General features: G+C 42.0%; 24 protein-coding genes and 1 tRNA gene. 11 read left to right on the top strand and 14 right to left on the bottom strand.

Features of this window, described 5'->3' with window-relative positions:
* Positions 1–204: 204 nt before the first annotated feature.
* A complete protein-coding gene (locus tag V7K15_RS10295) occupies positions 205–534 on the top strand; it encodes an RNA recognition motif domain-containing protein (RefSeq protein WP_334905360.1) in 330 nt (109 codons plus the stop codon).
* A 284-nt stretch (positions 535–818) separates the two neighbouring features.
* Here V7K15_RS10295 and V7K15_RS10290 read toward each other — a convergent pair whose 3' ends face one another.
* From V7K15_RS10290 to V7K15_RS10275, 4 genes are all read right to left on the bottom strand, one after another.
* A complete protein-coding gene (locus tag V7K15_RS10290) occupies positions 819–1,061 on the bottom strand; it encodes a hypothetical protein (RefSeq protein ID WP_334905358.1) in 243 nt (80 codons plus the stop codon).
* On the bottom strand, positions 1,042–1,221 hold the full coding sequence (locus tag V7K15_RS10285) for a BrnT family toxin (protein WP_334905381.1): 180 nt from the start codon (positions 1,219–1,221) through the stop codon (positions 1,042–1,044). The genes V7K15_RS10290 and V7K15_RS10285 overlap by 20 nt, the downstream gene beginning before the upstream one ends.
* A 1,223-nt stretch (positions 1,222–2,444) precedes the next feature.
* Positions 2,445–4,157, bottom strand: a complete 1,713-nt coding sequence (locus V7K15_RS10280) for a diflavin flavoprotein (RefSeq protein WP_334905379.1) — start codon at positions 4,155–4,157, stop codon at positions 2,445–2,447.
* Positions 4,158–4,316: 159 nt separating this feature from the next.
* The gene (locus tag V7K15_RS10275; protein WP_334905356.1) at positions 4,317–6,041 is read right to left on the bottom strand and encodes a diflavin flavoprotein; all 1,725 of its coding nucleotides are present in this window, start codon (positions 6,039–6,041) and stop codon (positions 4,317–4,319) included.
* Positions 6,042–6,150: 109 nt separating this feature from the next.
* Between V7K15_RS10275 and V7K15_RS10270 the strand changes: the two genes are divergently transcribed.
* The 3 genes from V7K15_RS10270 to V7K15_RS10260 all read left to right on the top strand — a co-directional run bounded on the left by V7K15_RS10270 (position 6,151) and on the right by V7K15_RS10260 (position 8,007).
* Positions 6,151–6,966 (top strand): pantothenate kinase, encoded by an 816-nt coding sequence (locus tag V7K15_RS10270; RefSeq protein ID WP_334905354.1) that lies wholly within the window; start codon positions 6,151–6,153, stop codon positions 6,964–6,966.
* Between the two features lie 82 nt (positions 6,967–7,048).
* A complete protein-coding gene (locus V7K15_RS10265; RefSeq protein ID WP_334905352.1) occupies positions 7,049–7,534 on the top strand; it encodes a hypothetical protein in 486 nt (161 codons plus the stop codon).
* Between the two features lie 8 nt (positions 7,535–7,542).
* A complete protein-coding gene (locus V7K15_RS10260) occupies positions 7,543–8,007 on the top strand; it encodes a type II toxin-antitoxin system VapC family toxin (RefSeq protein WP_334905350.1) in 465 nt (154 codons plus the stop codon).
* Here the strand turns inward: V7K15_RS10260 and V7K15_RS10255 are convergent.
* Both V7K15_RS10255 and V7K15_RS10250 read right to left on the bottom strand, forming a co-directional pair.
* The gene (locus V7K15_RS10255) at positions 7,999–8,841 is read right to left on the bottom strand and encodes an alpha/beta fold hydrolase (protein ID WP_334905348.1); all 843 of its coding nucleotides are present in this window, start codon (positions 8,839–8,841) and stop codon (positions 7,999–8,001) included. The two genes, V7K15_RS10260 and V7K15_RS10255, sit on opposite strands and share 9 nt — an antisense overlap.
* An 86-nt stretch (positions 8,842–8,927) precedes the next feature.
* The gene (locus tag V7K15_RS10250) at positions 8,928–9,422 is read right to left on the bottom strand and encodes an NUDIX hydrolase (RefSeq protein WP_334905346.1); all 495 of its coding nucleotides are present in this window, start codon (positions 9,420–9,422) and stop codon (positions 8,928–8,930) included.
* A gap of 646 nt (positions 9,423–10,068) precedes the next feature.
* Here V7K15_RS10250 and V7K15_RS10245 point away from each other — a divergent pair.
* Positions 10,069–10,236, top strand: a complete 168-nt coding sequence (locus V7K15_RS10245; protein ID WP_012412073.1) for a hypothetical protein — start codon at positions 10,069–10,071, stop codon at positions 10,234–10,236.
* 161 nt (positions 10,237–10,397) lie between these two features.
* Here V7K15_RS10245 and argH read toward each other — a convergent pair whose 3' ends face one another.
* The 7 genes from argH to ispF all read right to left on the bottom strand — a co-directional run bounded on the left by argH (position 10,398) and on the right by ispF (position 16,506).
* Positions 10,398–11,783 carry an argininosuccinate lyase gene (gene argH / locus V7K15_RS10240; RefSeq protein ID WP_334905344.1) on the bottom strand — a complete coding sequence of 462 codons (1,386 nt, stop codon included), beginning with the start codon at positions 11,781–11,783 and terminating at the stop codon, positions 10,398–10,400.
* 90 nt (positions 11,784–11,873) lie between these two features.
* Positions 11,874–12,080 (bottom strand): hypothetical protein, encoded by a 207-nt coding sequence (locus V7K15_RS10235; protein ID WP_334905342.1) that lies wholly within the window; start codon positions 12,078–12,080, stop codon positions 11,874–11,876.
* 104 nt (positions 12,081–12,184) lie between these two features.
* Positions 12,185–12,973, bottom strand: coding sequence for a nickel pincer cofactor biosynthesis protein LarB (gene larB, locus V7K15_RS10230; RefSeq protein ID WP_334905340.1), 789 nt, complete (start codon positions 12,971–12,973; stop codon positions 12,185–12,187).
* Positions 12,974–13,033: 60 nt separating this feature from the next.
* Entirely contained in the window at positions 13,034–14,821 is a 1,788-nt protein-coding gene (locus tag V7K15_RS10225; RefSeq protein ID WP_334905338.1) for an ABC transporter substrate-binding protein, read from the bottom strand.
* 45 nt (positions 14,822–14,866) lie between these two features.
* On the bottom strand, positions 14,867–15,445 hold the full coding sequence (locus V7K15_RS10220; protein WP_442949660.1) for a PIN domain-containing protein: 579 nt from the start codon (positions 15,443–15,445) through the stop codon (positions 14,867–14,869).
* Positions 15,446–15,454: 9 nt separating this feature from the next.
* Entirely contained in the window at positions 15,455–15,967 is a 513-nt protein-coding gene (locus V7K15_RS10215) for a hypothetical protein (protein ID WP_334905334.1), read from the bottom strand.
* 53 nt (positions 15,968–16,020) lie between these two features.
* Positions 16,021–16,506 carry a 2-C-methyl-D-erythritol 2,4-cyclodiphosphate synthase gene (gene ispF / locus V7K15_RS10210; RefSeq protein WP_334905332.1) on the bottom strand — a complete coding sequence of 162 codons (486 nt, stop codon included), beginning with the start codon at positions 16,504–16,506 and terminating at the stop codon, positions 16,021–16,023.
* Between the two features lie 273 nt (positions 16,507–16,779).
* Between ispF and V7K15_RS10205 the strand changes: the two genes are divergently transcribed.
* The 4 genes from V7K15_RS10205 to V7K15_RS10190 all read left to right on the top strand — a co-directional run bounded on the left by V7K15_RS10205 (position 16,780) and on the right by V7K15_RS10190 (position 18,945).
* Entirely contained in the window at positions 16,780–17,052 is a 273-nt protein-coding gene (locus V7K15_RS10205) for a hypothetical protein (RefSeq protein ID WP_292797608.1), read from the top strand.
* A gap of 13 nt (positions 17,053–17,065) precedes the next feature.
* On the top strand, positions 17,066–17,725 hold the full coding sequence (locus V7K15_RS10200) for an ABC transporter ATP-binding protein (RefSeq protein WP_334905330.1): 660 nt from the start codon (positions 17,066–17,068) through the stop codon (positions 17,723–17,725).
* A gap of 452 nt (positions 17,726–18,177) precedes the next feature.
* Entirely contained in the window at positions 18,178–18,726 is a 549-nt protein-coding gene (locus V7K15_RS10195; RefSeq protein WP_334905328.1) for an NYN domain-containing protein, read from the top strand.
* 147 nt (positions 18,727–18,873) lie between these two features.
* Positions 18,874–18,945 (top strand) — tRNA-Asn (locus V7K15_RS10190).
* A gap of 279 nt (positions 18,946–19,224) precedes the next feature.
* Here V7K15_RS10190 and V7K15_RS10185 read toward each other — a convergent pair.
* Entirely contained in the window at positions 19,225–19,368 is a 144-nt protein-coding gene (locus V7K15_RS10185; RefSeq protein ID WP_334905326.1) for a hypothetical protein, read from the bottom strand.
* A 126-nt stretch (positions 19,369–19,494) separates the two neighbouring features.
* Between V7K15_RS10185 and V7K15_RS10180 the strand changes: the two genes are divergently transcribed.
* Both V7K15_RS10180 and V7K15_RS10175 read left to right on the top strand, forming a co-directional pair.
* Positions 19,495–20,568 carry an ATP-binding protein gene (locus tag V7K15_RS10180; RefSeq protein WP_334905324.1) on the top strand — a complete coding sequence of 358 codons (1,074 nt, stop codon included), beginning with the start codon at positions 19,495–19,497 and terminating at the stop codon, positions 20,566–20,568.
* A 2-nt stretch (positions 20,569–20,570) separates the two neighbouring features.
* Positions 20,571–23,060 (top strand): AAA family ATPase, encoded by a 2,490-nt coding sequence (locus tag V7K15_RS10175; RefSeq protein WP_334905322.1) that lies wholly within the window; start codon positions 20,571–20,573, stop codon positions 23,058–23,060.
* Positions 23,061–23,243: the final 183 nt, after the last annotated feature.

The raw sequence follows: 23,243 nt of genomic DNA, 5'->3' as shown, positions 1-23,243 counted from the left end.
CTATCAACTGGCAACATAACTTTTTATAACATTTTTTCAAACTTTTCCCCAGAAAGTTAGTTGTTATGCCATCATGGGAAGTGAAATGAGAATTAATTCGGCGACAGTGTTTGTTTTTAGTATTGACAGGCTTTTCCCTTTTGGTATTACAGACTTCTCTCCGAAATCTAAATCTCTACAAACTTATGATTTTGGAGACATTTAATGTCAATTTACGTAGGTAACCTCTCCTATGAAGTTACACAAGACGCGCTAAGTGCTGTATTTGCAGAATATGGTAGTGTAAAGCGTGTTCAATTACCGACTGACCGTGAAACAGGCCGTTTACGCGGCTTTGCTTTTGTGGAAATGAATTCAGAAGATGAAGAAACAAAAGCCATTGAAGCCCTTGATGGTGCTGAATGGCTTGGTCGTGACCTGAAAGTGAATAAGGCCAAGCCCAGAGAAGACAGAGGTGGTGGTGGTTCCTTCGGTGGTGGTAATCGTGGCGGTGGCGGTGGTGGTGGTGGCGGCTACAACCGTGGTCGTTACTAAGCTAAGTAGGCGAAAGCGATTTAGTTGAATCTAGAAAAGGCTCAGGCAGCAATGCTTGAGCCTTTTTTATGCAAAACCTGCACTATGATTCTCTAACCAGAGTGCCCTGATGAAAGATAATTTTCCATCGATCATTGTTCAATTTCCAGATGGAACATAGCTTCTTTGAAACTAACTTTATACTACCCTACGCAAAAAAAGCAGCATTGAGTTATCAGAATAAGACGGCTTGCGATGTCTGACGACAAGCCGCTTTGCGTCTACGCCCGATGCAACTTTCTTTATTAGGCTGTCTCACCGTTTGCTCCTTGTGGCATTGACTCAATCAACGCCCTTAACACTTTGTTGACCGATTCTGCTGTGGTAAAAACCTGAGCCACATCTTCATCTAATACCACAACTGTTAACTGTTGCGTTCCACTACGGGCAGCAAAACGATTGGGCTTTGCCGAATGATAATCGAAGCGATACTCAGCCTGAAGCTCGTCGTCAGAATTTTGCGATTTGTCAAAAGGCATTTCGTTCATAATCTTCACGTTCCTTTCGAGTAGCTAGACGGGCGCTGATCATACGGATAGCATTGGAACGCTCAGTGAAGGAAATCAACAGCAAGAGATTTTGTTGAGAGTGACCAATAATGATTTCTCGCTGCTCATTTATAGAGTGCGCTTCATCATCAAAGATCACTGCCAAAGAATTGCCGAAGACAGTTTTGGCTTATTCAAACTAACACCATGCTTCTTAAAATTTGCGGCTGCTTTTGATTTATCCCACTCGAACTCCATGACCAGATCAGATCCGATTAGCTATGCATAGTTGATAAAACTGCTCATCTGTAAGGTGAACCATTAGCTGTAGGTTTACCACAACTGTATTCATTGAATATTACTGCGATCGCTCTGGTTAAAAGTTTTCAGGATTAATAGAGTTTTTGCAAAAAAACAAACCAATAGTGCAGTATAATTTCTAGCCTTAAAATAAATTATCGCTAAACTCTAGCTTGAGGCTATCTTTTCAGTATTTCTACATCAAGCAAGTGTTTTTTACTGTACAATTAGAATTAATCCCCTAAAACTTTTTTTGGGGATTAAAATTAAATAGGAGGGAATTTTGAACAAACACATTATCGTGTCTTTTGCTTCCCTGCTTGTGTTGCCTTACATATCTTTCAATGTAGCCAATACAGCAGCGCATACAGACTCTGCTGCTAAATCGGTAATTTCAGGAATTAGACTTTTGAAACAAAAATGACGAAACGATTAGGCTACTACGAATAGCTTTTTCAGTCATTCGATTATTCAAGCTCATGAATTATGCAGTTCACGGGCTTTTTTTATTTATCTTATTTTTATTATAGCATCATTTAATAAAAAGTGACTTTTTACTCCCGGTTCGCCCATTTTTTTTGAGTTCTAGAAATTGCTAAAAACCATAAAACCTAGTTACCGTAATGGTTTTAGCGATTTACCTAAATTCTATTTAAATTATCACTCTGCTCTCAAAACTCTATTTTTATGCGATCGCATAAATTTGGTATGATAGTACGTTTGAATTATAGATTGAAACCCTTATTAAATCGTTCGGCTTTTTCCTAACTCAATTTAAAATGGGCGAACCGTGAGTTTTTAGTTAAATAATATAAAATAAAGTCACTTTAAGCATGGGAATACGAGTCAAAATTTTGAAAGTAACTTAATTACATGGATTTTTATAAGTTTCATAATTTTCTTATAAGATATACTACATACAATAGGTATATTTTTATTTAATACATCCAACAAGATCCGCTATCAGACATAATCTGATCCCTAGCAAGTATACCCAAAATTAAAGCACCCCTCCCCGCAAGCGAGGAGGAGAACAATTGTACTAGCAAAAATAGGCTGGGGTCGCAAATTGAAGATGATTAATTAATAATGAGTTGCCGACTTGCGATGATGCACAGCTGTAACGCCATCATTATCTAACAATTTGCCACTCTCAACAGTTGCATAAACCAACCAATGATCGCCAGATTCCATGCGATTTTGTACAGAACATTCGAGATATGCTAGCGCATCGGTAAGTATGGGAGAACCGCTTTCAGTTTCTTGGACGGCCACATCAGCAAATCGATCTTCTCCTGGGCCGAAGGGTTTTAGGAAGTGTTTCATCAACCCCAAGTGATTCCCTTCTTTAAGAATATTGAGTACAAATTTATTTCCTGTATGCGTCAGTGTTTCTACTGCGCGTTCTTTGGCTACAGCTATGGTTAAACCAGGGGGACTAAAGCTCGCTTGAGACACCCAAGAAGCTAACATGGCACTGGAGCGATCGCCTTCTTTGGCTGTGAGAACACAAAGAGAACCGACAATCCGACCAACTGCTTGTTCTACACTTGTTGCAGGAAGACTAGGCAATCGCACTTTTCGGGTTTTCTTCAATACTTGGGCAAAGTCGGTTCCAGCTTCTTCACACAATTGTAAGGTGGCATCGTCGGGTTTGAATTTTACGCGGATGGTGTCAAAACCAAACCGATAGCCGGCATCTTTCAATTTACCTTCGATTAAATCAACCGCTTCTCCACTCCAGCCAAAGGAACCAAAAACACCAGCGAGTTTATTATTAGTAGCGGTGGATAGTACAATTCCTAAAGCTGTTTGTACAGGTGTCGGTGCATGACCACCGAGGGTAGGTGAACCGATGACAAAGCCAGCAGATTTTTCGACAGCAAGCCGAATATCTTCTGGTTCAGTAAATTCACAATTAATCGATTCTAAAGCAACGCCAGCTTTTGTGATCCCACGAGCGATCGCTTGGGCTAATGTGGCTGTATTTCCGTAAGCTGAGGCATAAATTAACGCTACTGTCAAGTCAGCAGATGTTTGCTGTTGACTCCATTCCCGATAAGCTTTGGTCAATTCGATTAAGCCATCACGTACCAGAGGCCCGTGACCATTGGCATACATTCTCACGGGAAAATCGACAAGTTTATCCAGCGCTGTTTCAACTTGACGGGCGTGGGGAGCCATGAGGCAATCAAAATAATAGCGTCGGTCTTCGTTATATACTTCCCAGCCTTCATCAAATACCTGATCTCCGCAAACATGCGCCCCAAATAACTTATCTGTGTACAAAATTTCTGTTTGCGGATCGTAGGTACAAAGTTGATCTGCATAGCGGGGATTGGGGGTGGGAATAAATTGTAAATTATGCCCGTTGCCCAAATCTAGGGTTTCTTCGCCCCGCATCACAATAATTTGCAAATCTAGATTTTCCAGCGCTCCACGTAAATTTATCGCGCCGGGATTTGAACAAACAAAAGTAATTTGCGGGGCAATTTCCAACAAAGCTTTTAAAGTTACAGCCCGGTTAGGATTTACGTGTCCCAAAATCACATAATCTAACTCTTCGACATGGAAACGCTGCTGCAACGCTTCTAAATATATTTGCGTAAAGGTTTCGCCTGGAGGATCGATAATTGCGGTTTTATCGCTTTCGATTAAATAAGAATTAGCAGTTGTACCCTTAGCAAGAGCATATTCAATTTCAAATCTCAGCCTTGACCAACTGCGCGATCGCAGTATTCTTGTATCTGTAGCTATTGGATAAACTTGAACATCACGGGGTTTATTTTTTAACATGGGGAGTAGGGAATGGGGAGTGGAGAGTGGGGAATAATAAGTAGGAATCACCACTTCCTATTCCCTCTTCTAATAATGCTTTCTAACATGACTTTTGGGGCAATGGGGAGTAATAAGTAGGAAACACCACTCCCTACTCCCTACTCCCCACTCCCTTTCTTAATAGTGGTTTCCGACTTTGCGATGATGCACAGCAGTTAAAGCATCTGGTTTAGAAACTCGTCCGGCGTAAACGGTGCTGTATACTCCCCAATGATCGCCGCAGTCCATTCTACTGACGACTTCGCACTCCATGTAGGCGAGGGCATCGTTGAGGATGGGGGCACCATTTTGGGCTGGCTGAGTTCTCACACCTTCAAAGCGATCAGCACCAGGTTTGAACCGTTTCAAAAAGTGCTTCATTAATGGTTGGAAATTCCCTTCTTCTAGGACGTTGAGAACAAAGCGATCGCCTACTTGCATGAGTGATTCAATTGCCCGATCTTTGGCTACTGCAATGGAGAATCCCAAGGGTTTAAAGCTGGCTTGATTCACCCACGAGGCTAGCATAGCACTGGAAACATCACCTTTTTTGGCAGTAATAATATATAATCCGCCGCTAAGTCTGCCTAGTGCTTTATCTAAGTCTGCACCGAGAGATTTCATCGCTTTAATGCTGCGATCGCGTGTTACCCATTGAGCTAAATCTGTACCCGCTTCTTCACACAACTTGTAGGTGTTTTCTGTGGGTGTTTGTTTAATCCGAATCGCTGGAAAAACCGTTGTTAAACCCAAATTGCGGAATTTACTCAGCAAAGGATCTATCGGCTCATCATCGCCACCGCCGGTTTCAAACACGCCGATCGCTTGCTTTTCTTTGGCAGATCCTAAAACTGTGCTGAGTGCAGCTTGGATGCTAGCAGCGCCAGAAGCAGGAGGTAAACCAACCACCAATCCAGCACAACGGCTAACTAGTTCTCGCAGTTCTTGTAAATCCACTTCCGATCCCAAATCGACAATTTCCACAGCGACACCAGTTTTGCCAATCCCATTGGCAATTGCTTGAGCAAGGCGATCGCTATATCCGTATTCGGAAACGTAAAATATCCCAACTGCCGTTTCCACCTTAGTTTGTGTTTGGCTCCAAATGCGGTAACGTCCAGTGAGTTCCTCAACATTATGGGATAATAATGGCCCGTGTCCTGTGGCAATCATCCCGATGGTTTTCAGTTCCGCCATCCGCTTCAGGGCAGACAAAACTGATCGCGCATTCGGACCCATTAAACAATCGTAGTAGTAATGAAAGTCTTCTTCGATCGCCGCCAAATCTTCATCAAAGGTGCTATCTGTGCAATAGTGTAGCCCAAAGGCATCACAAGTATAAAGAATTTTGGTTTTGTGGTCAAAGCTGAAGATGGTATCCGGCCAGTGTAAATTTGGAGCAATCACGAATTCAAATTCATGACCATTGCCCAAATCTAAGCGATCGCCATTTTTCACAATCCGCCGTTTAAATGGCTGATGTACGAAATCCTCAAGAAATTGAATCGCCACCTTAGAACCGACAACGGTAATTTCTGGAGCCATTTGCAGCAAATCTTTAACTAAACCACTGTGGTCTGGCTCGGTGTGGCTGATAATCAAATAATCAATCTCTGTTGGCTTGATTAGTCCGGTAAGCGTATCAAAATATAGTTGACGAAACTTTTCGTGGGAGGTATCTACTAAAGCAGTCTGCTCCCCACGGATGAGAAACGAGTTATAAGTAGTACCGTTTTGTAGACCAAACTCAATATCGAAGCGATCGCGATCCCAATCCAAAGAGCGAATAGCCGTCGTTTCTTGAGCGATTTCCACCTGCTGTATGGTCAGCCGTTTTTCAGTTTTTTCGGTGAGCGCTACCATAACTCCCCTCCTTAACACAATGAGTATTTGTTCCTCTATTTTATTGTTACACGGCTTGAATGTTAATTTTTATTAAAAAACCTATAACTGACTTAAAAAAGTTAAAAGTGTGAAACCGCACAGGCATAGAGAGGAAATTTGGCTAGCGTTGGAAATTGGGAATTCCCGGCTGCATTGGGCATTGTTTCTAGGCGAGATGCTTTACTCAGCTTGGGATACTGACTATCTTCCTGAGTCTGTGATACAGCAGTTGGCTGAATGTCAAACCCTGAATGATTTACTAGAGAAAATTTTTCCAGAAGGTGAATTTCTAACAAACACTCTGCCCCTCTCCCCTCTCCTCATCGCCTCCGTAGTTCCCAGCCAAACTGCTATTTGGCAAACTTACCCAAATACTCGCGTTATTACTTTAGACCAAATACCGCTAAAAGGTATGTATCCCACATTAGGAATTGACCGTGCTTTAGCTTTGTGGGGTGCGGGGAAAACGTGGGGTTTTCCAATGTTGGTGATTGATGCAGGAACAGCGCTGACTTTTACGGCTGCGGATGCTAACCAGTGTTTAGTTGGAGGTGCAATTCTACCGGGATTAGGCTTGCAATTTGCAACTCTCGGTCAACAAACAGGGCAATTACCATTTGTAGAAATACCAAATTTTCAGTCTTTACCACCACGTTTTGCACTCAATACTACAGAAGCTATTCAAAGTGGAGTAATTTACACTGTGTTAGCTGGGATTAAAGATTTTATTGAGGCGTGGTGGGATTTATTTCCTGATGGGAAGATTGCGATTAAAGGAGGCGATCGCACTTTATTAATTAACTATTTGCAAGCGTTATATCCTGAAATTGCAGCACGCTTAATTATGGAACAAAATTTAATTTTTTGGGGAATGAGGGAAATTGTAATGGAAAATAAGGAATAGGAATCCTAATTTTTACAGCAAAGAGACAAGCCAAAGCCCAGATAGCATAGAATAAAAAGATAAGTTTACCTCTAGATAAACTATGCCCAAAACTTCACAGTTAGATGTAATTATGCAGCAATTAGATGCCATTTCTTTGGCGGAATTGCTGGCAGTTAGAGCAAGAGTCGATGTCTTGATTGAAGGACAATCGTTGCCATTGGGTAAAGGTCAACCTCCTTTGTTTCGTTGGCGTAACGTTCAGATCGCTGACGCGACTGCATATTGTGGGAGTTTTAGTAGAAAAACATTTATTCGTAATCAGAATAACGACATAGACATCCTTGCTCCACTTACAACCATAAACACACCAAGAACAAATACAACAGAAGATCCCTTGCCAACTTGGTTACGAGGATCAAGGCAAAATCAACTTGCCCAATTTTCTGAATCGGAAGCAAAAGTGGATGATACGTTAGAAAAAGTAATCGGATTGGTTGACGAATGGATGGCTGATGAATCGGGATATGATGAACAAACATACCCACAGATTGAGACAAGTTTGAATCAAAATCGGATGTCAGTGTAAAAACACAGATGAGTAGAGCCGTATTGCTAGACACTCATCCGTTGAGTCAAGTAACGCATCCAAAAGTAAACCCAAAAGTCCAACAGTGGTTGCGATCGTTAGGGAAATTTGAAACTGTTATACGTGTGCCAGAAATAGCCGATTATGAGCTTCGGCGTGAACTATTGAGACAAGGAAAACAAAAGAGTATAGACCACCTCAACAAACTTAGCAAAATTTGTCTCATACCACTGACTCCCGAAACGATGCAAAAAGCAGCCGAACTATGGGCATGGGTCAGAAACCAGGGAAAGCCCACGGCAAGTAATGACAGCTTGGATGGTGATGTAATTCTTGCATCTCAAGCAATTCTCCAATTGAAGAGTTTTGATCAGGTCATAGTTATGACAATAAACTTGAAACACATATCACGGTTTGAGAGCGAAGGAATATGTGTAGTGGATTGGCAGCAAACTCTGAATGAGCTAGTTTAATTCGTTGAAATTATGGCTTTTTAAGATACTTTTAATAAACTCCCGAATCTCGATCGCCACAACCCCAGCACAAGATTCTGGTAAATCGTTTCCAGCATGGGCAATCATTTTTAACTCGACTTTCGGCATTAGTTGAGCATAAACGCGACTCTTGGCTAAAGCATCGGGTGTATCTTGACCACCTTGTAAAATCAAAACTGGGACATCTATCATGTAAAGCTGCTTTTGCAGTAATTCCGCCTCAATTTCTGCTTGTCGCCTTTTGAAAAGTAATTGACAACCTATGGGATAGGGGAATAGCACCTGACGCAGCTGCAAATCCTGGGCAATTTTTTCATGCCAACCGAAGATTTTAGTCAAGGGAGTTAGCGATCGCAACAATTTTACTATTACTGGTGGATAATTCAATAATCGCCGCATCTTCTGGCAATACTCTTCTTGTCCTGCTATCTCTACGCCCTCTGGTGCTAGCAATACCAGACCATCAATTTTTTCTGGATACTTTAAAGCATAGCTAGCAGCAATCCAACCCCCAAGAGAATGCCCTACTAAATATACCTTTTCTAGCTTGACAGCTTGCAAAAACTCAGATAAACACTCCACTTGTAAATCTATCGAATGGTGGATATTGGGATTTTCTGATTCACCAAACCCTAACAAATCAGGTGCGAAGCAATGAAAATCTTGTGCAAGAGACTCCATCACAGATAACCATTGACTGCTCTCATTCCAAGCACCATGTAAAAAAATTATCGGAGTTTTTTCACCGACTTCACGCCAGAATATCAGCCCTTGAGAGAGTTTTCTCCGGGAGTTACGGAATAGTGTATCCATTTTAATTTAGTGGTTAACTTTTAGCACCATAATGTCATTAGTCATTAGTATCTGACAAAAAACAAATGACTAATGACAAAATATTATTATGCCAATGTTGTCAACCCCTTCAAGTAGTCTTGCAACTGCCGAGTATGGTCGTGAGACATCAGTCCTGAAGGTAGGAAATTGGGAGAGAAAGCTTGGATTTCCATGACTTCCAAAGTATCTTGAATCTCCATTGTCCCATGCACCTCGGCTTCGACCACAATACAAATTGAATGGATTCTCGGATCGCGGTCTGGTGCCGAGTAAACTCCTACCAAACGATTAATTTTAACTAATTCTAGCCCGGTTTCCTCCATCAATTCTCGGCGGACTGTATTGGGAATATCTTCTCCCCAATCCACCATGCCTCCAGGCAATGCCCAAAGACCATCATCACGTCGCCGGATCAGTACGATGCGACCGTCAGGTAAAATTGGAATGATACTAGTGCCAGTAATAGGATGACGAAATATCATACCTAGTACGGTTTGTCCAATACGCCATAAGCTACGTGTGGACTGGACAGCTGCCCGAAAAAAAGCAATAACGTTCAATCTTCAAAGTTTTTGTATTGTATTCTATACTTCTCTACCACTTACATAGACTCAACTAATAAAATTTTCATTGAGTTTTCTTTTATACAAAGAGGTTTGTGGTTTGAGATTTTATTCTGACGATTTACGTAGAATATTATTAATTCTAACATCAAGTTTCAATAGAAGCACTGTATTCATATATACATAAAATTTGTTAAATCAGAAAACTTTTCAGTTTACAACTAACATTAGCCTTGCCCAAACCAGCTATCACTAATAGTTTTTCAGTACACATTCAAAAAATTAATCTGAATAATAAGTTAAAATCCCAAATTCAGAATTCAGAAGAGAAAATTAAGCGGGGTTTGAGACAGCCATCTAATTGTTGATAATATTGATTGGTTTGTTTCAAGAACAACAAATCCTTAGCTAATTTACATCTATTTGACGTATTTAAATCTAAGAAAAGGTATTTTTTGTCTAGCTGGTAGGGATAATTCTAAATTTTTCTTGACAGTACAAGGTTTAATGCGGTAGACTAGTACATTGTTTAAAGCGTATTAATTGCTGCACTAGGCTACAAGTATATCAATAGTATTGGTAGCTGATATTGCCTATGTAATGCCTAATTGCTACTTTTTTGTTCTTTATTAATGAGGTGAACATGGCCAAGCGCCGTAACCCGAAAAAAGAAAAGGCGCTACGGAACCAGGCGTATGCCAGAAAGTTTCGTAAACGGACTACAACCGGAAGAATGCAGAGAAGGTTCCAACAAAGACCACCGAAGAGTGAGGAAGAAGAAGGCGCAGCAACAGCAGCTGACACTGACTAAGCTGTCTGCTTAAATCCTTTTTAATTTAGATTATTTATCTTTTAGGGCGTACATTTGTACGCCTTTATTTATTTTTGGGCATTGGGCATTGGGCATTGGGCATGGGGAAGGAAAAAACTACTCCCTACTCCCTACTCCCTACTCCCTACTCCCTACTCCCTTTATTGAGCAATTTGAGCGCGGGCGTCTATGAGTGCTTTGCTTACCTGTACAAAGCCAGTACCACCGTAACTGTTGCGGGCTGCCACAACTTGACGGGGGGATATCGCCTCATAAATATCTGCTGCAAATGCCGGATGTATTTGTTGCCACTCTGACAATTTCAAATCTTTCAGGAGTTTACCTGCGGCAATACTAGTTTTTACCACCTTACCCACAAGGTTGTAAGCTTCTCGGAAGGGGACGCCCCGTGCTGCCAAATAATCTGCTACATCGGTAGCATTAGAAAAATCTTCCGTCACGGCTTGGGCTAAACGCTGGGTACGAAATTCTAAGCCTTCCCTGAGTAAAATTGTCATCGCTTCTAGAGAGGCTTTGATTGTGTTGACGCTATCAAATAGACCTTCTTTATCTTCTTGCAGGTCTTTGTTATATGCCAGGGGTAATCCCTTCATAATCACTAACATTGCCTGAAGATGACCGAATACTCGTCCCGTTTTCCCCCGCACCAATTCTGGTACATCGGGGTTTTTCTTTTGGGGCATGATGCTGGAACCCGTGGCACAGCTATCTTTGAGGGTGACAAAGCGGAATTCTTCAGTTGACCAAAGAATGACTTCTTCTGCAAGGCGGCTGAGGTGAACCATAATCAAGCTAGCAGCAGACAAAAATTCGATCGCAAAATCGCGATCGCTCACTCCATCCAGGCTATTAGCATAAATATCATCAAAATGCAATAGTTTAGCTGTGTAGTGGCGGTCAATGGGGAAAGTAGTTCCCGCTAAAGCACCGCACCCCAAAGGTGAGATATTCACGCGGCGAGAAACATCACCTAAACGTTCCCAGTCGCGTTGCGCCATTTGAAAGTATGCCAAGAGGTGGTGAGCTAAACTCACGGGTTGGGCGCGTTGTAGGTGAGTATAACCAGGAATCAGGGTTTCAACGTGTTTTTCCGCTATATCTAGTAAAACACCTTGAAATTCTCGCAATTCGCTTTTGATTTGTTGGATTTGGTCACGCAGGTAGAGTCTGGTATCGGTGCCAACTTGGTCATTACGCGATCGCGCCGTATGCAGCTTTTTACCGACATCGCCGACAATTTCTGTCAATCGTCCTTCAACTGCAAAATGTATATCTTCAGCATCGACACCAGGCTGAAATTTTCCCTGGTGGTACTCTTGGCGAATTTGTTCTAAACCGGCAACCAGTTGCTCTCCTTCTTCTTTTGAGATAATGCCAGTGTGAGCAAGCATTTTGGCATGAGCTTGAGAACCAGTAAGGTCATATTCTATTAATTCAATATCAAAACCTATACTGGCATTAAAACGAGCGATCGCCGGATGCAACCCTGATTCAAATCGCGGACTCCAATTTTCTTCTTTGGTCATAAATTATCAAAAGAGTGGAGGGACAGTTAAGAGTTAAGAGTTAAGAATGAGGAGTTATGAATTCTTCCTCCTAACTCCTAACTTTTAAATTTAACCGTAGCTAGTTAGATTCCGAATCATATAGCCTATGACTAAACCAATCAACAATGCCCACACTTGACCTGTCTGTATAAAGTGGCTCCAAGATTTTTGAATCTGACCCATAAGGTCTGGGTCGGTAATTGTCTGTGCTAGGGCTGTGAAATTTACAGGCAAATTCCAAAATAACTGAGATATCAAATCGCTGTAGTGGGTCATATTTGGTGCTTAAGAAGTTGGGGGTGGCAAATTTCAGTATCAGTTTATTTAGATTAAATACTGATAATGTACTGAAATATTGGATATAACTTTAATGTCTTAACTCAAGATGCAGGCGATGCCAACCGCAATTTCTCGGCAGTTCGCAAAATTTGCCCCGCCAAAACTGCTGCACCAAAACCATTATCGATATTTACTACACCTACTCCCGCAGCACAAGAGTTAAGCATTGTCAATAAAGGTGCTAAACCGCCAAAACTCGCGCCATAACCGATGCTGGTGGGTACGGCAATTACAGGACAACTCGCTAAACCCGCAACAACGCTAGGTAAAGCGCCTTCCATCCCCGCCACGACAATTAACACCGATGCTGACTCAATCAGATGGCGGTTACTTAATAAGCGGTGAATCCCAGCAACGCCAACATCCCAGAGGCGCTGGACGTAAAAACCAGACAGTTCAGCAGTTACAGCAGCTTCTTCAGCAACGGCTAAATCAGCAGTACCAGCAGAAAGAATGCCAATTTCACCCTGGAATTGTGGTTCGATAGTAGGGGGAGCGATCGCACAAATTCGCGCCGATGCATAATATCGCAAACCGCTAACTTTTGATTGCAGTGCGGCATAAACTGCTGGTTCAATGCGAGTCGCCATCACCACCGGATTGCGGAGGCGCATTACCTCCATAATTTGAGCAATCTGATCGGGAGTTTTACCAGGACCCCAAATCACCTCTGGGAAACCAGTTCTTAGCTGGCGATGGTGGTCAATTTTGGCAAACTCACCTACAGATTCATAAGCTAAGTCTTTGAGTGAGTCTAACGCCATATCTGGCGTAACTTTACCATTAGCAACCGCTTCAAGGAGCGATCGCAATGTTTTTTCATCGGTCATTAGTAATTAGCCCTTTGTGCTTTGCTCTTTGTCATTTATCAGTCGCCCAATGTCCCATAACTAATCAATTACTTTAATTTCATGAATGTTCCAGAATGCACCACCAAGGGCGGAGAATCTGATACCTTCAAAACGATTACGTACAGCTGACAGAGAATAAACATTCACTAAGTGAACAAACGGTAAATATTCCTGACATAGCTGCTGCGTTTGGGCATAAATTTCTTTACGTTTAGCTTCGTCTAACTCCCTTGCTCCTTTAATATAAAGTTCGCCAATTTGTCTTTCCCAAGGAGCTACTTCCCAACCTTGAATTGGCTTTTGTCCGGCTTGGGGTTTCTGATTAAATAGGTGAGATCCACCTTGAGGAGACCAAAGATTAGCACTATCATTTGGTTCTAATCCAGCACCAAATCCAATCAATCCAGTATCAAAGTCTAGGGTGTTAGAAATCTTGTCTGTGTAAGTATTCCATGCCAAGGGTGTGAAATCTACTTGCATACCAATTTTGCTCAAGTCTTGTTTTATTTGCGAACCCATTGCTTCCCGAATCTTATTACCAGCATTTGTAAGCAAGGTGAAGCGAACGCGGTTGCCCTGAGCATCAATTAGCTGACCTTGTTCATTATATTTAAATCCGGCTTTCTTTAACAGTTGCTTCGCTTTTTCTAGATTATAATCGTAGACTTTTAGTCCTTCTTTAGGCGAAAGATAATAGGGACTTTGCACAGCAAGTGGTGAATTTTGTAGTATACCTAAGCCGCGAAAAGTGTTATTAATCATCGTTTGGCGATCAATTGCATAGGCTACTGCTTGCCGAAATTCCAGATTGTTAAACCAACGTGATTTGACTGGTTCAACTAGTGGCTTCCCTTCTCTTTTACCTTGATTCAAATTGAAGAATAGAAAAGTTACACTAGAATTTGGTCCACCATTGTAGATTTTGAAGTTACCCTGTTTTTCTTGCGCTTTTAGCAAAGAAAAGTATTCTGGTGAAACTCCCACATTGTCTAACCCACCAGAACGAAATTGCAGTAATGAAGTATCTGTTGATTCCACAATTTGCCAAACGATCCGTTCAATATAAGGCTGGGGATTTCCTTGAGCATCCTTGCGCCAGTAGTAGGGGTTACGCCGAAAAATTATCCGTTGGCTGGTGTCATAACGCTCTAGTTTATAAGCCCCATTAACGATCAATTGATCTGGTGGAGTATCCACGCCCCACTTTGTGAGAAATTGTGGTTTTCCCTCGTTATCTTTCGTTTTTACAGATTTTTCGAGGGCATGGGCAGGTAAAATTGCATTTGCCGTAGCACTACTCAGAAAAGGGGCAAAGGGTTCTGGAACAATAAACTCAACTCGCCGATTATCGACTTTCCGCACAGTGGGAAACTTTCCTTTTTCGCCAATCTTTAGCGTGTCTCTCACGTCTGTAGGAATCGCTTCGTTGAGATAAATATCGTTGTAAGTAAATACCACATCATCTACTGTCAATGGTTGCCCATCAGACCATTTGAGGTTGTCACGCAGAGTAAACACAATCTTTAATTTATCATCAGAAATTTGCCATGATTCTGCTAAATTTGGTTCTATTTTGCCAGTTATGGGGTTTTGATTGGTTAAGCCTTCATAAGTCAAACCAAAAATATTTGGTGACTCTTGGCTAAGAGGGTAGTTAAAAGTTTTAGGATCGCTAAGAATGCTTACTACTAATTGTGGTACTTGAGCAGCTGCACTTTTGAAGTTACCTGGGTTGCAAGCGGTAAGTGTAAGTGCTGTTGCTGAAGTCAGAATTATTGGCAACCAAAAATGTTTAATTGCTAGAAATATTTTGCTAAGAAGTTTCATAATTTCAATATGTGAATAGTGTAATTAATTTGATTGAGATTGTAGCTAAGCAAGAAAGTTTTGAGTTTTGTTGAAATATTGAATGCCACTATCTCGTAAAACCTCTATAACTTCACGCCTACCAAATTCTTTAGAATTAGCGCTTAAAAATAATTTCTTTTCATTAGGATGTAAGCCAGCATGAAAAATTATACACTCTAAGATTACTCTATCTATAATGTGCTTATCAAAAATTTCTCTATTTAACGTTCCTTGAAAAATGCCCGTACTTAATGTAATCATTTCTGATTTGCTGATTAGCTGATTAAAAGCTATATCAAAACGTTCTTTAACTTCGTTATTTCGTTCAAGAAAGCTAGTTCTTGATTGCTCTAAGCGAAACAGCAGTAATCGTGCATTATCTGAATTATCTCGCTCTGCTTGATTAATTTGTATATCTAACTTGCCGAGGAAATCTAAATTATATTTTTCTTCTTGTTCCAATGTTGTTAATGATTCTACAAAACAAATACTTGGCACTGCCATACGTAAGGAAGAGGGTATATTTTGCAGTAATTCTTGTGCTTGTGAATCTTGCCCTTGAGCAATACTCATTAAGAAATTAGTTTCAACGTAAATTATCACTACTAATCATTAATAAACTTGAGTTGTTCCGTCTTCTAGTAGTTGCAATAAACCAATTTCTGTCATTTGCTTTGTGAAAGGTGGTATTGCAGATTTCCAATGATAGGCCAAGTCACGTAGCCAAGCTTCTGTAAGACCTTTAAGGTAAAGACTAAATATCCTTTTGTCGCGGAATTTTGGCTCGTAATCACTAAGCACATCAGCAGTATTAAGACTGATAATCGGCTCTGATAAATTATTGCCATCCCATTGGAAAATCAGAATTTTATTGACATCAACAAGCATAGCAAAGGGAATCACTATCTTTGCAGCTTGTAAGTAATCAATCAGCCGTAAAATAGCATATTGTTTGGTTTTTGTTTCTTGAAAATTGAATGGTAAACCTTTGACTTCAGCGATGAGAATAATTTGTTCGTCTTTGTCTAAAGCAAGAATATCAGGAAAGTCTATATCTTCTATGTTTGTAGCTTGTATGGCTCTAATTTCCCACCAAGTTAAGGTTTGTTTCTCCCTATAAATCATTGATTTCTATCCTCGCGAGTCTTGAATATCTTTATCAGAGACTAAAAGAAAAGTTACTCCGAAACTACTAGCAAGACAACAGCATAAGCACATATACCTTCTTCGCGTCCAACAGGGCCTAACTTTTCGTTAGTGGTAGCTTTGATGCCAATTTGATTCGGTTGTAATTCTAAAACCGCCGCTAGTTTGTCGCGCATTTTGTGAATATACGGTTTTAATTTTGGACGTTCTGCTACTACCACCGAGTCAATATTTCCCACCTCCCAGCCTTGATCCCGAATTAGTTGATGTACTTGAGTTAATAGTACTAAACTATCTGCTCCTGCCCATTGGCGATCGCTAGGCGGAAAATAATGACCAATATCTCCCAAGGATAAAGCCCCAAGCATGGCATCCATAATCGCGTGGGTCAGCACATCAGCGTCACTGTGCCCCAACAAACCCAGTTCATGGGGAATTTGAATTCCACCTAAAATTAAAGGGCGATCGCTCACTAGTTGGTGAATATCGTAACCGTTACCAATCCGAATTTTTGTCATATCGAGTCCAATCCCTTAATTCCTCACTTTTTCCTAAGTGCATTTAGCCTCCTGCACAGCTGAATACTTAACAGTATTTACTCTGGTATTTCTGTTTCCCCCCATGTGATAAGTATTTTACCCACTTATCTGCCCTTTTTTTAAATACCTACCCTTGAAAGAGGGAACAAGGAACACAAGGGGGACAAGGAAAATAATCATGCACAATAAGCTTTTCCCTAGAATCACTCAGCTGACGTTAAAATGAGTCAGTTAAAGAAAGATTATTGCTAAATGTTTACCATCGACTTAAGCATCAAAAACACTGCTTTCCCGATCTCAGTACAACGTAAGTCAACAGAGGATGCCGAGGCTGTCTATCAGCTAATTTTGGCAGCAATGCGTTCTGGGAACCCTGACATTGTGGAACTCAAGTGCGAGGGCAAGACAGAGAAAAAAATTGCTGTCCGCGCTAGTGAAATTTCTGGAGTGCAGATTGTTCAGAAAGATGGTACAGCCATAGGTGGTGCCAGACCACCTGGCTTTTTCGCTGTAGCTGCTGAGTAACCAAGGTTGACAAATGGCTCAAGTGGGCATTGAAGTCAAGGATTTAAATTTCAGCTGGCCTAACGGAGAGAAAGTTATCAAATCTTGCTCTTTAGAAGTACCCAAGGGTGAGTTTTGGATGCTCTTGGGTACAAACGGCAGTGGGAAATCAACGTTACTTAGACTGCTGGCGGGGCTATTAGCTCCTGAATCTGGCGCAATTCGAGTTTTGCACCCCGTTGGCTTTGTCTTCCAAAATCCCGATCATCAACTGGTGATGCCAACGGTTGGTGCTGATGTGGCTTTTGGATTGGTGGAAGAAAAGTTGCCACCTGCTGCCACCAGAGCAAGGGTTGAGGAGGCGCTAGGAGCGGTGAATTTGCTTACCCTCCAACGACGCCCTATCTATGCACTTTCTGGGGGACAGAAGCAGCGAGTCGCCATCGCTGGTGCGATCGCCCGTCGCTGTGAAGTCTTATTATTAGATGAACCCACTGCCTTACTAGATCCAGATAGTCAACTGGATTTAGTTGCTGGTGTCCGCCGCCTCGTCAAAAGTCGAGGTCTTACAGCCCTGTGGGTAACACATCGATTAGACGAGTTAAATTACTGTGACGGCGCTTTCTTACTAGAAAAAGGTTCTCTAGTAGATCGGGGTGAAGCCCAACGTCTCAAACAACGTCTGATGGAGTAATGCTAAATTGTTGAAAGCTGAGTAAGAAGTAGTACTTATGAATCTTTTCACTCAGCACTCACTACTCGAAACTGATTTGTGTCGAGATTGCTGACAACCAGACACAAATCTTAATATTCTCCATATTTAACAGCACTGTTTCGGTAAAAAGTACTCAGAACTTTCACACCCAGTAGGCGCTCCGCCGTTTAGATGTGGTCTTTTAACAACACTCAGCACTCGGAACTCAGCACTCTTCATTCAGCACTCTTCATTCAGCACTACTGAAAAAGAACTGCAATGCGCCTTTTAAACAAAGGCGCATTTTTAGTTGGTGCGTCTGTTTTAAATTTGAGTTTTGTGAGGCTGCCGTATTTTTTGTTTTGTGTAACACTATGCTACACACAAAGCATCAATTATTATAAAACTTATGAATGAATTTTGTAAACTCTAGAAAATTGTGATTAAAAACCATGTCCCGTTCCTTACTCCAAGCCGTTTTGTTAGTGGACGGCTACAATATCATTGGCGCTTGGCCTTGCCTTAAAAAAACGCGTGATCGCGTTGGACTAGAGGCTGCACGGGGCGAACTTGTGGAAGCGATGACTGGTTATAGTGCGTTTCAAGGTTATGAAACTCAGATAGTTTTTGATGCCCAATATCAGAACTGCGCTAGCAATAAAGAAATTGTTACTGAGCTTTTATCAGTTTATTACACTGATTTTGGGCAGACAGCAGATACTTATATTGAAAAATCTTGTGCGTCTTTTCGGCAGCAAATAGCTCAATGTTTGATTTCTCGTGTGATTGTTGCAACATCAGATCGGGCACAGCAGTTGATGATACAGGGGTATGGGGCTGAATGGTTGTCGGCACAACAACTCTGTGGGGAAGTGGAAGCTACCGTCTGCCGGATGCGACAGAAATATCATACGCGCAAACAATCTAAGAGTAGGTTTTTAGCTAATGCCATTGATGCTAAGGCGCGGCAGCGTCTGACTGAATTACGAATGGGATTATAGTAGATATTAGTATTTACAAAGTCTCTGCTTAAGTTCCTGAATGGATTTTGGCTGCAAAATTTCTATAAATTAAGCATTTAAAAAAAATATTGGCGAAAGTACTTGCCAAATTCTATTTTTAGCCCTAAGATTATAAATCGTGAGTGGTCCTCAGTAGCTCAGTGGTAGAGCGATCGACTGTTAATCGATTGGTCGCTGGTTCGAATCCAGCCTGGGGAGTTTAGTAATTTTGGATTATCGATCATTAGCTTATGGTCACTTGACTCGGCTGTGACGTTTCTGAATCATGGATCTTTTGGTGCTTGTCCTAAACAAGTGCTGGAATTTTAACAAAAACTGCGTAGACGCATTTGCAAAGCGTCTCGTAGAGAAGCGGCTTGTCGTTAGACATCGCAGTTATAACAGGAACCCATAGGCTTATTTTGGTAGAGAGTGGGAACCCCTGCTAGACGATGCCAGAAGTAGGCTAGCGGCGTTTGTGCGTGCTGATGTCCAGGATTACCTCACCCTCAATCCCTCTCCGAATATATTGGAGAGGGAAGCTAGATACAGGATGAAGTTTTGCATTTTATTTAATTCACGTTCCTTAAGGGAAGTGGCGATCGCATCAACGGTCTGTTCTACACTTGTAGCAGTGAACATTGGCCTATTTGCCAAATAAATATTTTTATCAGATACCAAGTTTAAGACGATAAAGAGATTATCGGGCTAGTGCTATTCTTTTAGGTAATTGCACTTAAATTGCTGAAACTAGGATAAACGCTTTACATGACTTCTGGAGCGCTGCCTGACAATCCTTTTGTGGCTGCGGGGATGATTGAAGATCCCAGGCTGTTTGTTGGTCGTAAAGATGAATTACACGCGATCGCATCTCGGATGAAGGGCGATCAGCCTACAAGTATCAATATAGTTGGTGACAAGCACATTGGGAAATCTTCGTTGCTGTATTACTTCTTTCGGACTTGGGAGCAGCGAGTATTACACAACACCAGTCGTTATGTGGTGATTTACCTACCGTTACGGAGTGTAGATTGCCAAACTGAAACGGGTTTCTATGAGACTGTAGCCGAAAGTTTACTGAATCATGTTCAGGGATGGCAACTACAACTGCGAAATCCTTGGAAGACTAAACCGCTTAATCGTCAAGCATTTTCAGATGCGGTTAAGGAATGGAAACAGCAAGGAAAGCTACCCGTCCTCTGTCTGGATGATTTTGAAAGCCTTTTGAAATATCCCGATAAATTCGATAATGGATTTTATGACAATTTGCGATCGCTGATGGATAGCAACGCCTTGATGCTAGTGGTAGCTTCTGGTAAACAACTGGATGTTTATGCTAACACGCATCGGTTTGTCTCTAGTTTTTTCAATATTGGTCACACTATTTATTTGAAAGAACTAACTACAGATGAGGCTATTGAACTGTCGCGCTTACCAACTCGCTCTAGTAATGGTGCAGCTTTGAGTGTAGATGAACAGAGTCATGCCCAGCAATGGGGCGATCGTTATCCTTATAAGTTGCAATTGGCTGGTTACTATTTGTGGGAAGCACGTCAAACAGGTAAACCAATCAAGTGGGCGAAACAGCAGTTTGAACAACAGCTTACTAAAGCTAAATCCCCATCCCAAGGACAGCGATGGCAATTATGGCTGCGTTGGTTAGTTTGGGATTTACCAGTGCGTCTAGGTAAGATACCCCAATTCATTGGTGTAACTGTAGGTGATATCGGCAACTGGATTACTGGGTTAGTCATGCTGCTTTTACCAGTTTTGGTTTTGGTGGGTGTGGTGCGCTGGAACCAAGTTTGGGATTTTGTGCGTGACAAGCTGGGGATAAAGTAGCAATGAGTAACACGTCTCCAGCATCAGGCTTTTGGAATTATGTGGCTGAATGTGTGCGCCTTTTGTATTGGATTTACTTCAAACCTTTTACCTTTAAAAGCTGGCTGCGCGATATCCATCCAGAACTGAAGCCGACAGATAACCCCTTTACTAAAAGAGTTGAGTTCCGTACTAATGCTCACTGGTGTCACTATAGTGGGCAGATTAAGTGGCTAACTGCCGTAGTCCCAATCATGGCTTTATTGCTAGTGGCACCAGTTTATACTCTGGTTCCTGGTCATTTATTTAGCTGGATATCAAGCTGTGTTATTTGGGTAGGCTGGTTGATTGGGCTGTTTGTGGGGCGTCGTAGCAATAAAAGTAGACTAGTTCTTTTCATTTTTGCTTTCTTTGCCTACCTTTTGATACCTAAATTATCAGGCGTAGTGTTGAGTATGACATGGGTAATGGCGTTTGGCGCCGCGTCGTGGGTTGTAGTGATGGTCATGCTGTTTGGTCTTGTGTTGGGCATAGCGTTTGATCTTATAGTCGTAGTGTTTGGCGTGGCAGGAGGTATGGCCTTGGGCGTGGCGTTGGGGTTAGTGTCTGGCGTGATGTTTGGCGTAGCAGCAGGCATGGCGGTAGGCGTAGCGGCAGGCTTGGCGGTAGGCTTAGTGGTAAACGACAAGGCGTTAAACTTTGCTGGAAGCATGGCGTTGGTCGTGGGGTTAGCCATGACCCAAAGTATGGTATTTGGAATGACTACAGACCTAGCGTTTGCCGTGGGGGTAGGCATGGCGTTTATTCTTAGTGTGCTGCGAGTTTACTTCTGGTTGCCAGAATTACTGTGGATACTCACCCTGTTCTTGTTGTTTCGCAATGGCAAACGGGTAAATTGTTTGCGATATCTGCCGCCTCGCTTTGATGAATTGATTATTTTGCCTCTGCCTTTCATGGATGTGATGATTGTAGAGGCTTATGAAAAGAACCCAATAGCTGCCTGTGAGACTATTAATTATCTAATTACATCCACAAATCAGCAAAAAGTTGCAGCACAGGCAATTTCTGGTATTGCTGGAGATATTCTCAATCGTTGTCAGAGGTTGAGCGATATTGTGGAGATTGCCAACCAACTAGCGTGGATTCCCTCACCAGCACCAAAGGAACTTGGCATTGTACTGCCCCAATTTTTAGATATTAGTCAGAATGTACGGGCATCACAAGAAGCAACTTCACCTTATCGTAAATATGAGTTACTGAATATTCCCATCAACGCATTACGCCAACTGGGGCAAAGTCTAGCTTTCACAAATAATACTCGCGTTGCTGTCTCTTTTGGCAACACTGCACAAAGCTGGCTAACTATACTAAAGACGGCGCAGCGCACTTTACAGGGACAGGCACAAGGATTAAAAGAAATAGACCAAGTTTATATTGCTGGTAACGCGCTAGACCCTCAAACACCAAAGAATCGTTTCAAAGGGCGAATTGATATATTTCGGGAAATTGAAACTTTGGCACTTTCTGAGCAACCACCAGTGTTGTTACTCTACGGAGGGCGGAAGACAGGGAAAACCTCAGCGCTGAAATATCTACCTTATAAAATTGGCTCAGATATTGTTCCTTTGCTGGTAGATTTACAGGGTGCAGCATCAGCCACAACATTAAAAGGATTGGCTGAAAATTTAGCTCAACAAATTATCGAAGTTGCACGGCGATTACCCCGCACAGTAAACTTGCCTTATCCAGATGCCAAGAAACTAGCTGAAGACCCATTTCCCGCGCTGCAAACTTGGTTAACAGAAATAGAACGCAGCAATCCTGGTCAGCGATTTCTCCTCTGTTTGGATGAATATGAACGCCTGGGTGAGGTAGTGAAAGCAACAAATAGCCGTGCGCCACTCAACTTTATTCGTAACCTGCTGCAACATCAACGCAAGTGGATTTTACTTTTTAGTGGTTCACACGAGTTATCTGAACTTGACGATTACTGGAGTGACTATTTAATTAACACCCGTGCTTTGCGAATGACCTACCTGCAAGAGTCAGAAGCCCGCGATTTGATTCAACAGCCAGTAGAGGACTTCAGCAATATCTATGAACCAACTGCTGTAGATGCAATTATCCAAGTTACTCGCTGTCAACCTTATCTAGTTCAGTTGGTGTGTTATGAGGTGGTGGAGTTGCTAAACCGCGATATCAGAAGAAACAGGCGAGAAGCAGATACAGCAAAAGCGACTGCACAGGATGTTAAAGAAGTTATACCTGTTGTGCTTGAACGAGGCGATCAGTATTTTCGGGAATTATGGAAGAGTTTAGCAGATAGCGATGTCTACGACGAGCTACGCCTACGCAATTTACTCCGGCGGATAATCCACGGGGAAACTCCCACGCAGCAAGACAAAGGCGTTGTTCGCAAACTAGCGCGAAAAGAAATCTTGACTCCAGAAGGCAATGCTTTTCAAGTGCCTTTGGTGCAAAAATATATAGAACAGTTGCTAGAAGAAGAGTGATATCAGTCCGCTTGATTACTTATTAAACCCGAAGAACCCCACCCTGCCAAAGCTACGCTTTGTCTCCCCTCCCCTTGCTAAGGCTACAGTGTACACACAAGTCAAATTACCCCCCTCAATCCCCCCTTGTAAAGGGGGGAAGCCGGAAATCTAGTTCCCTCCCCAATCCATCGGGGAGGGTTA

The organism is Nostoc sp. (genome assembly GCF_036919815.1).
Classification (GTDB): Bacteria; Cyanobacteriota; Cyanobacteriia; order Cyanobacteriales; family Nostocaceae; genus Nostoc.
The sequence above is the reverse complement of the archived record's forward strand: the minus strand, read 5'-3'. Positions and strand labels throughout refer to the sequence as shown.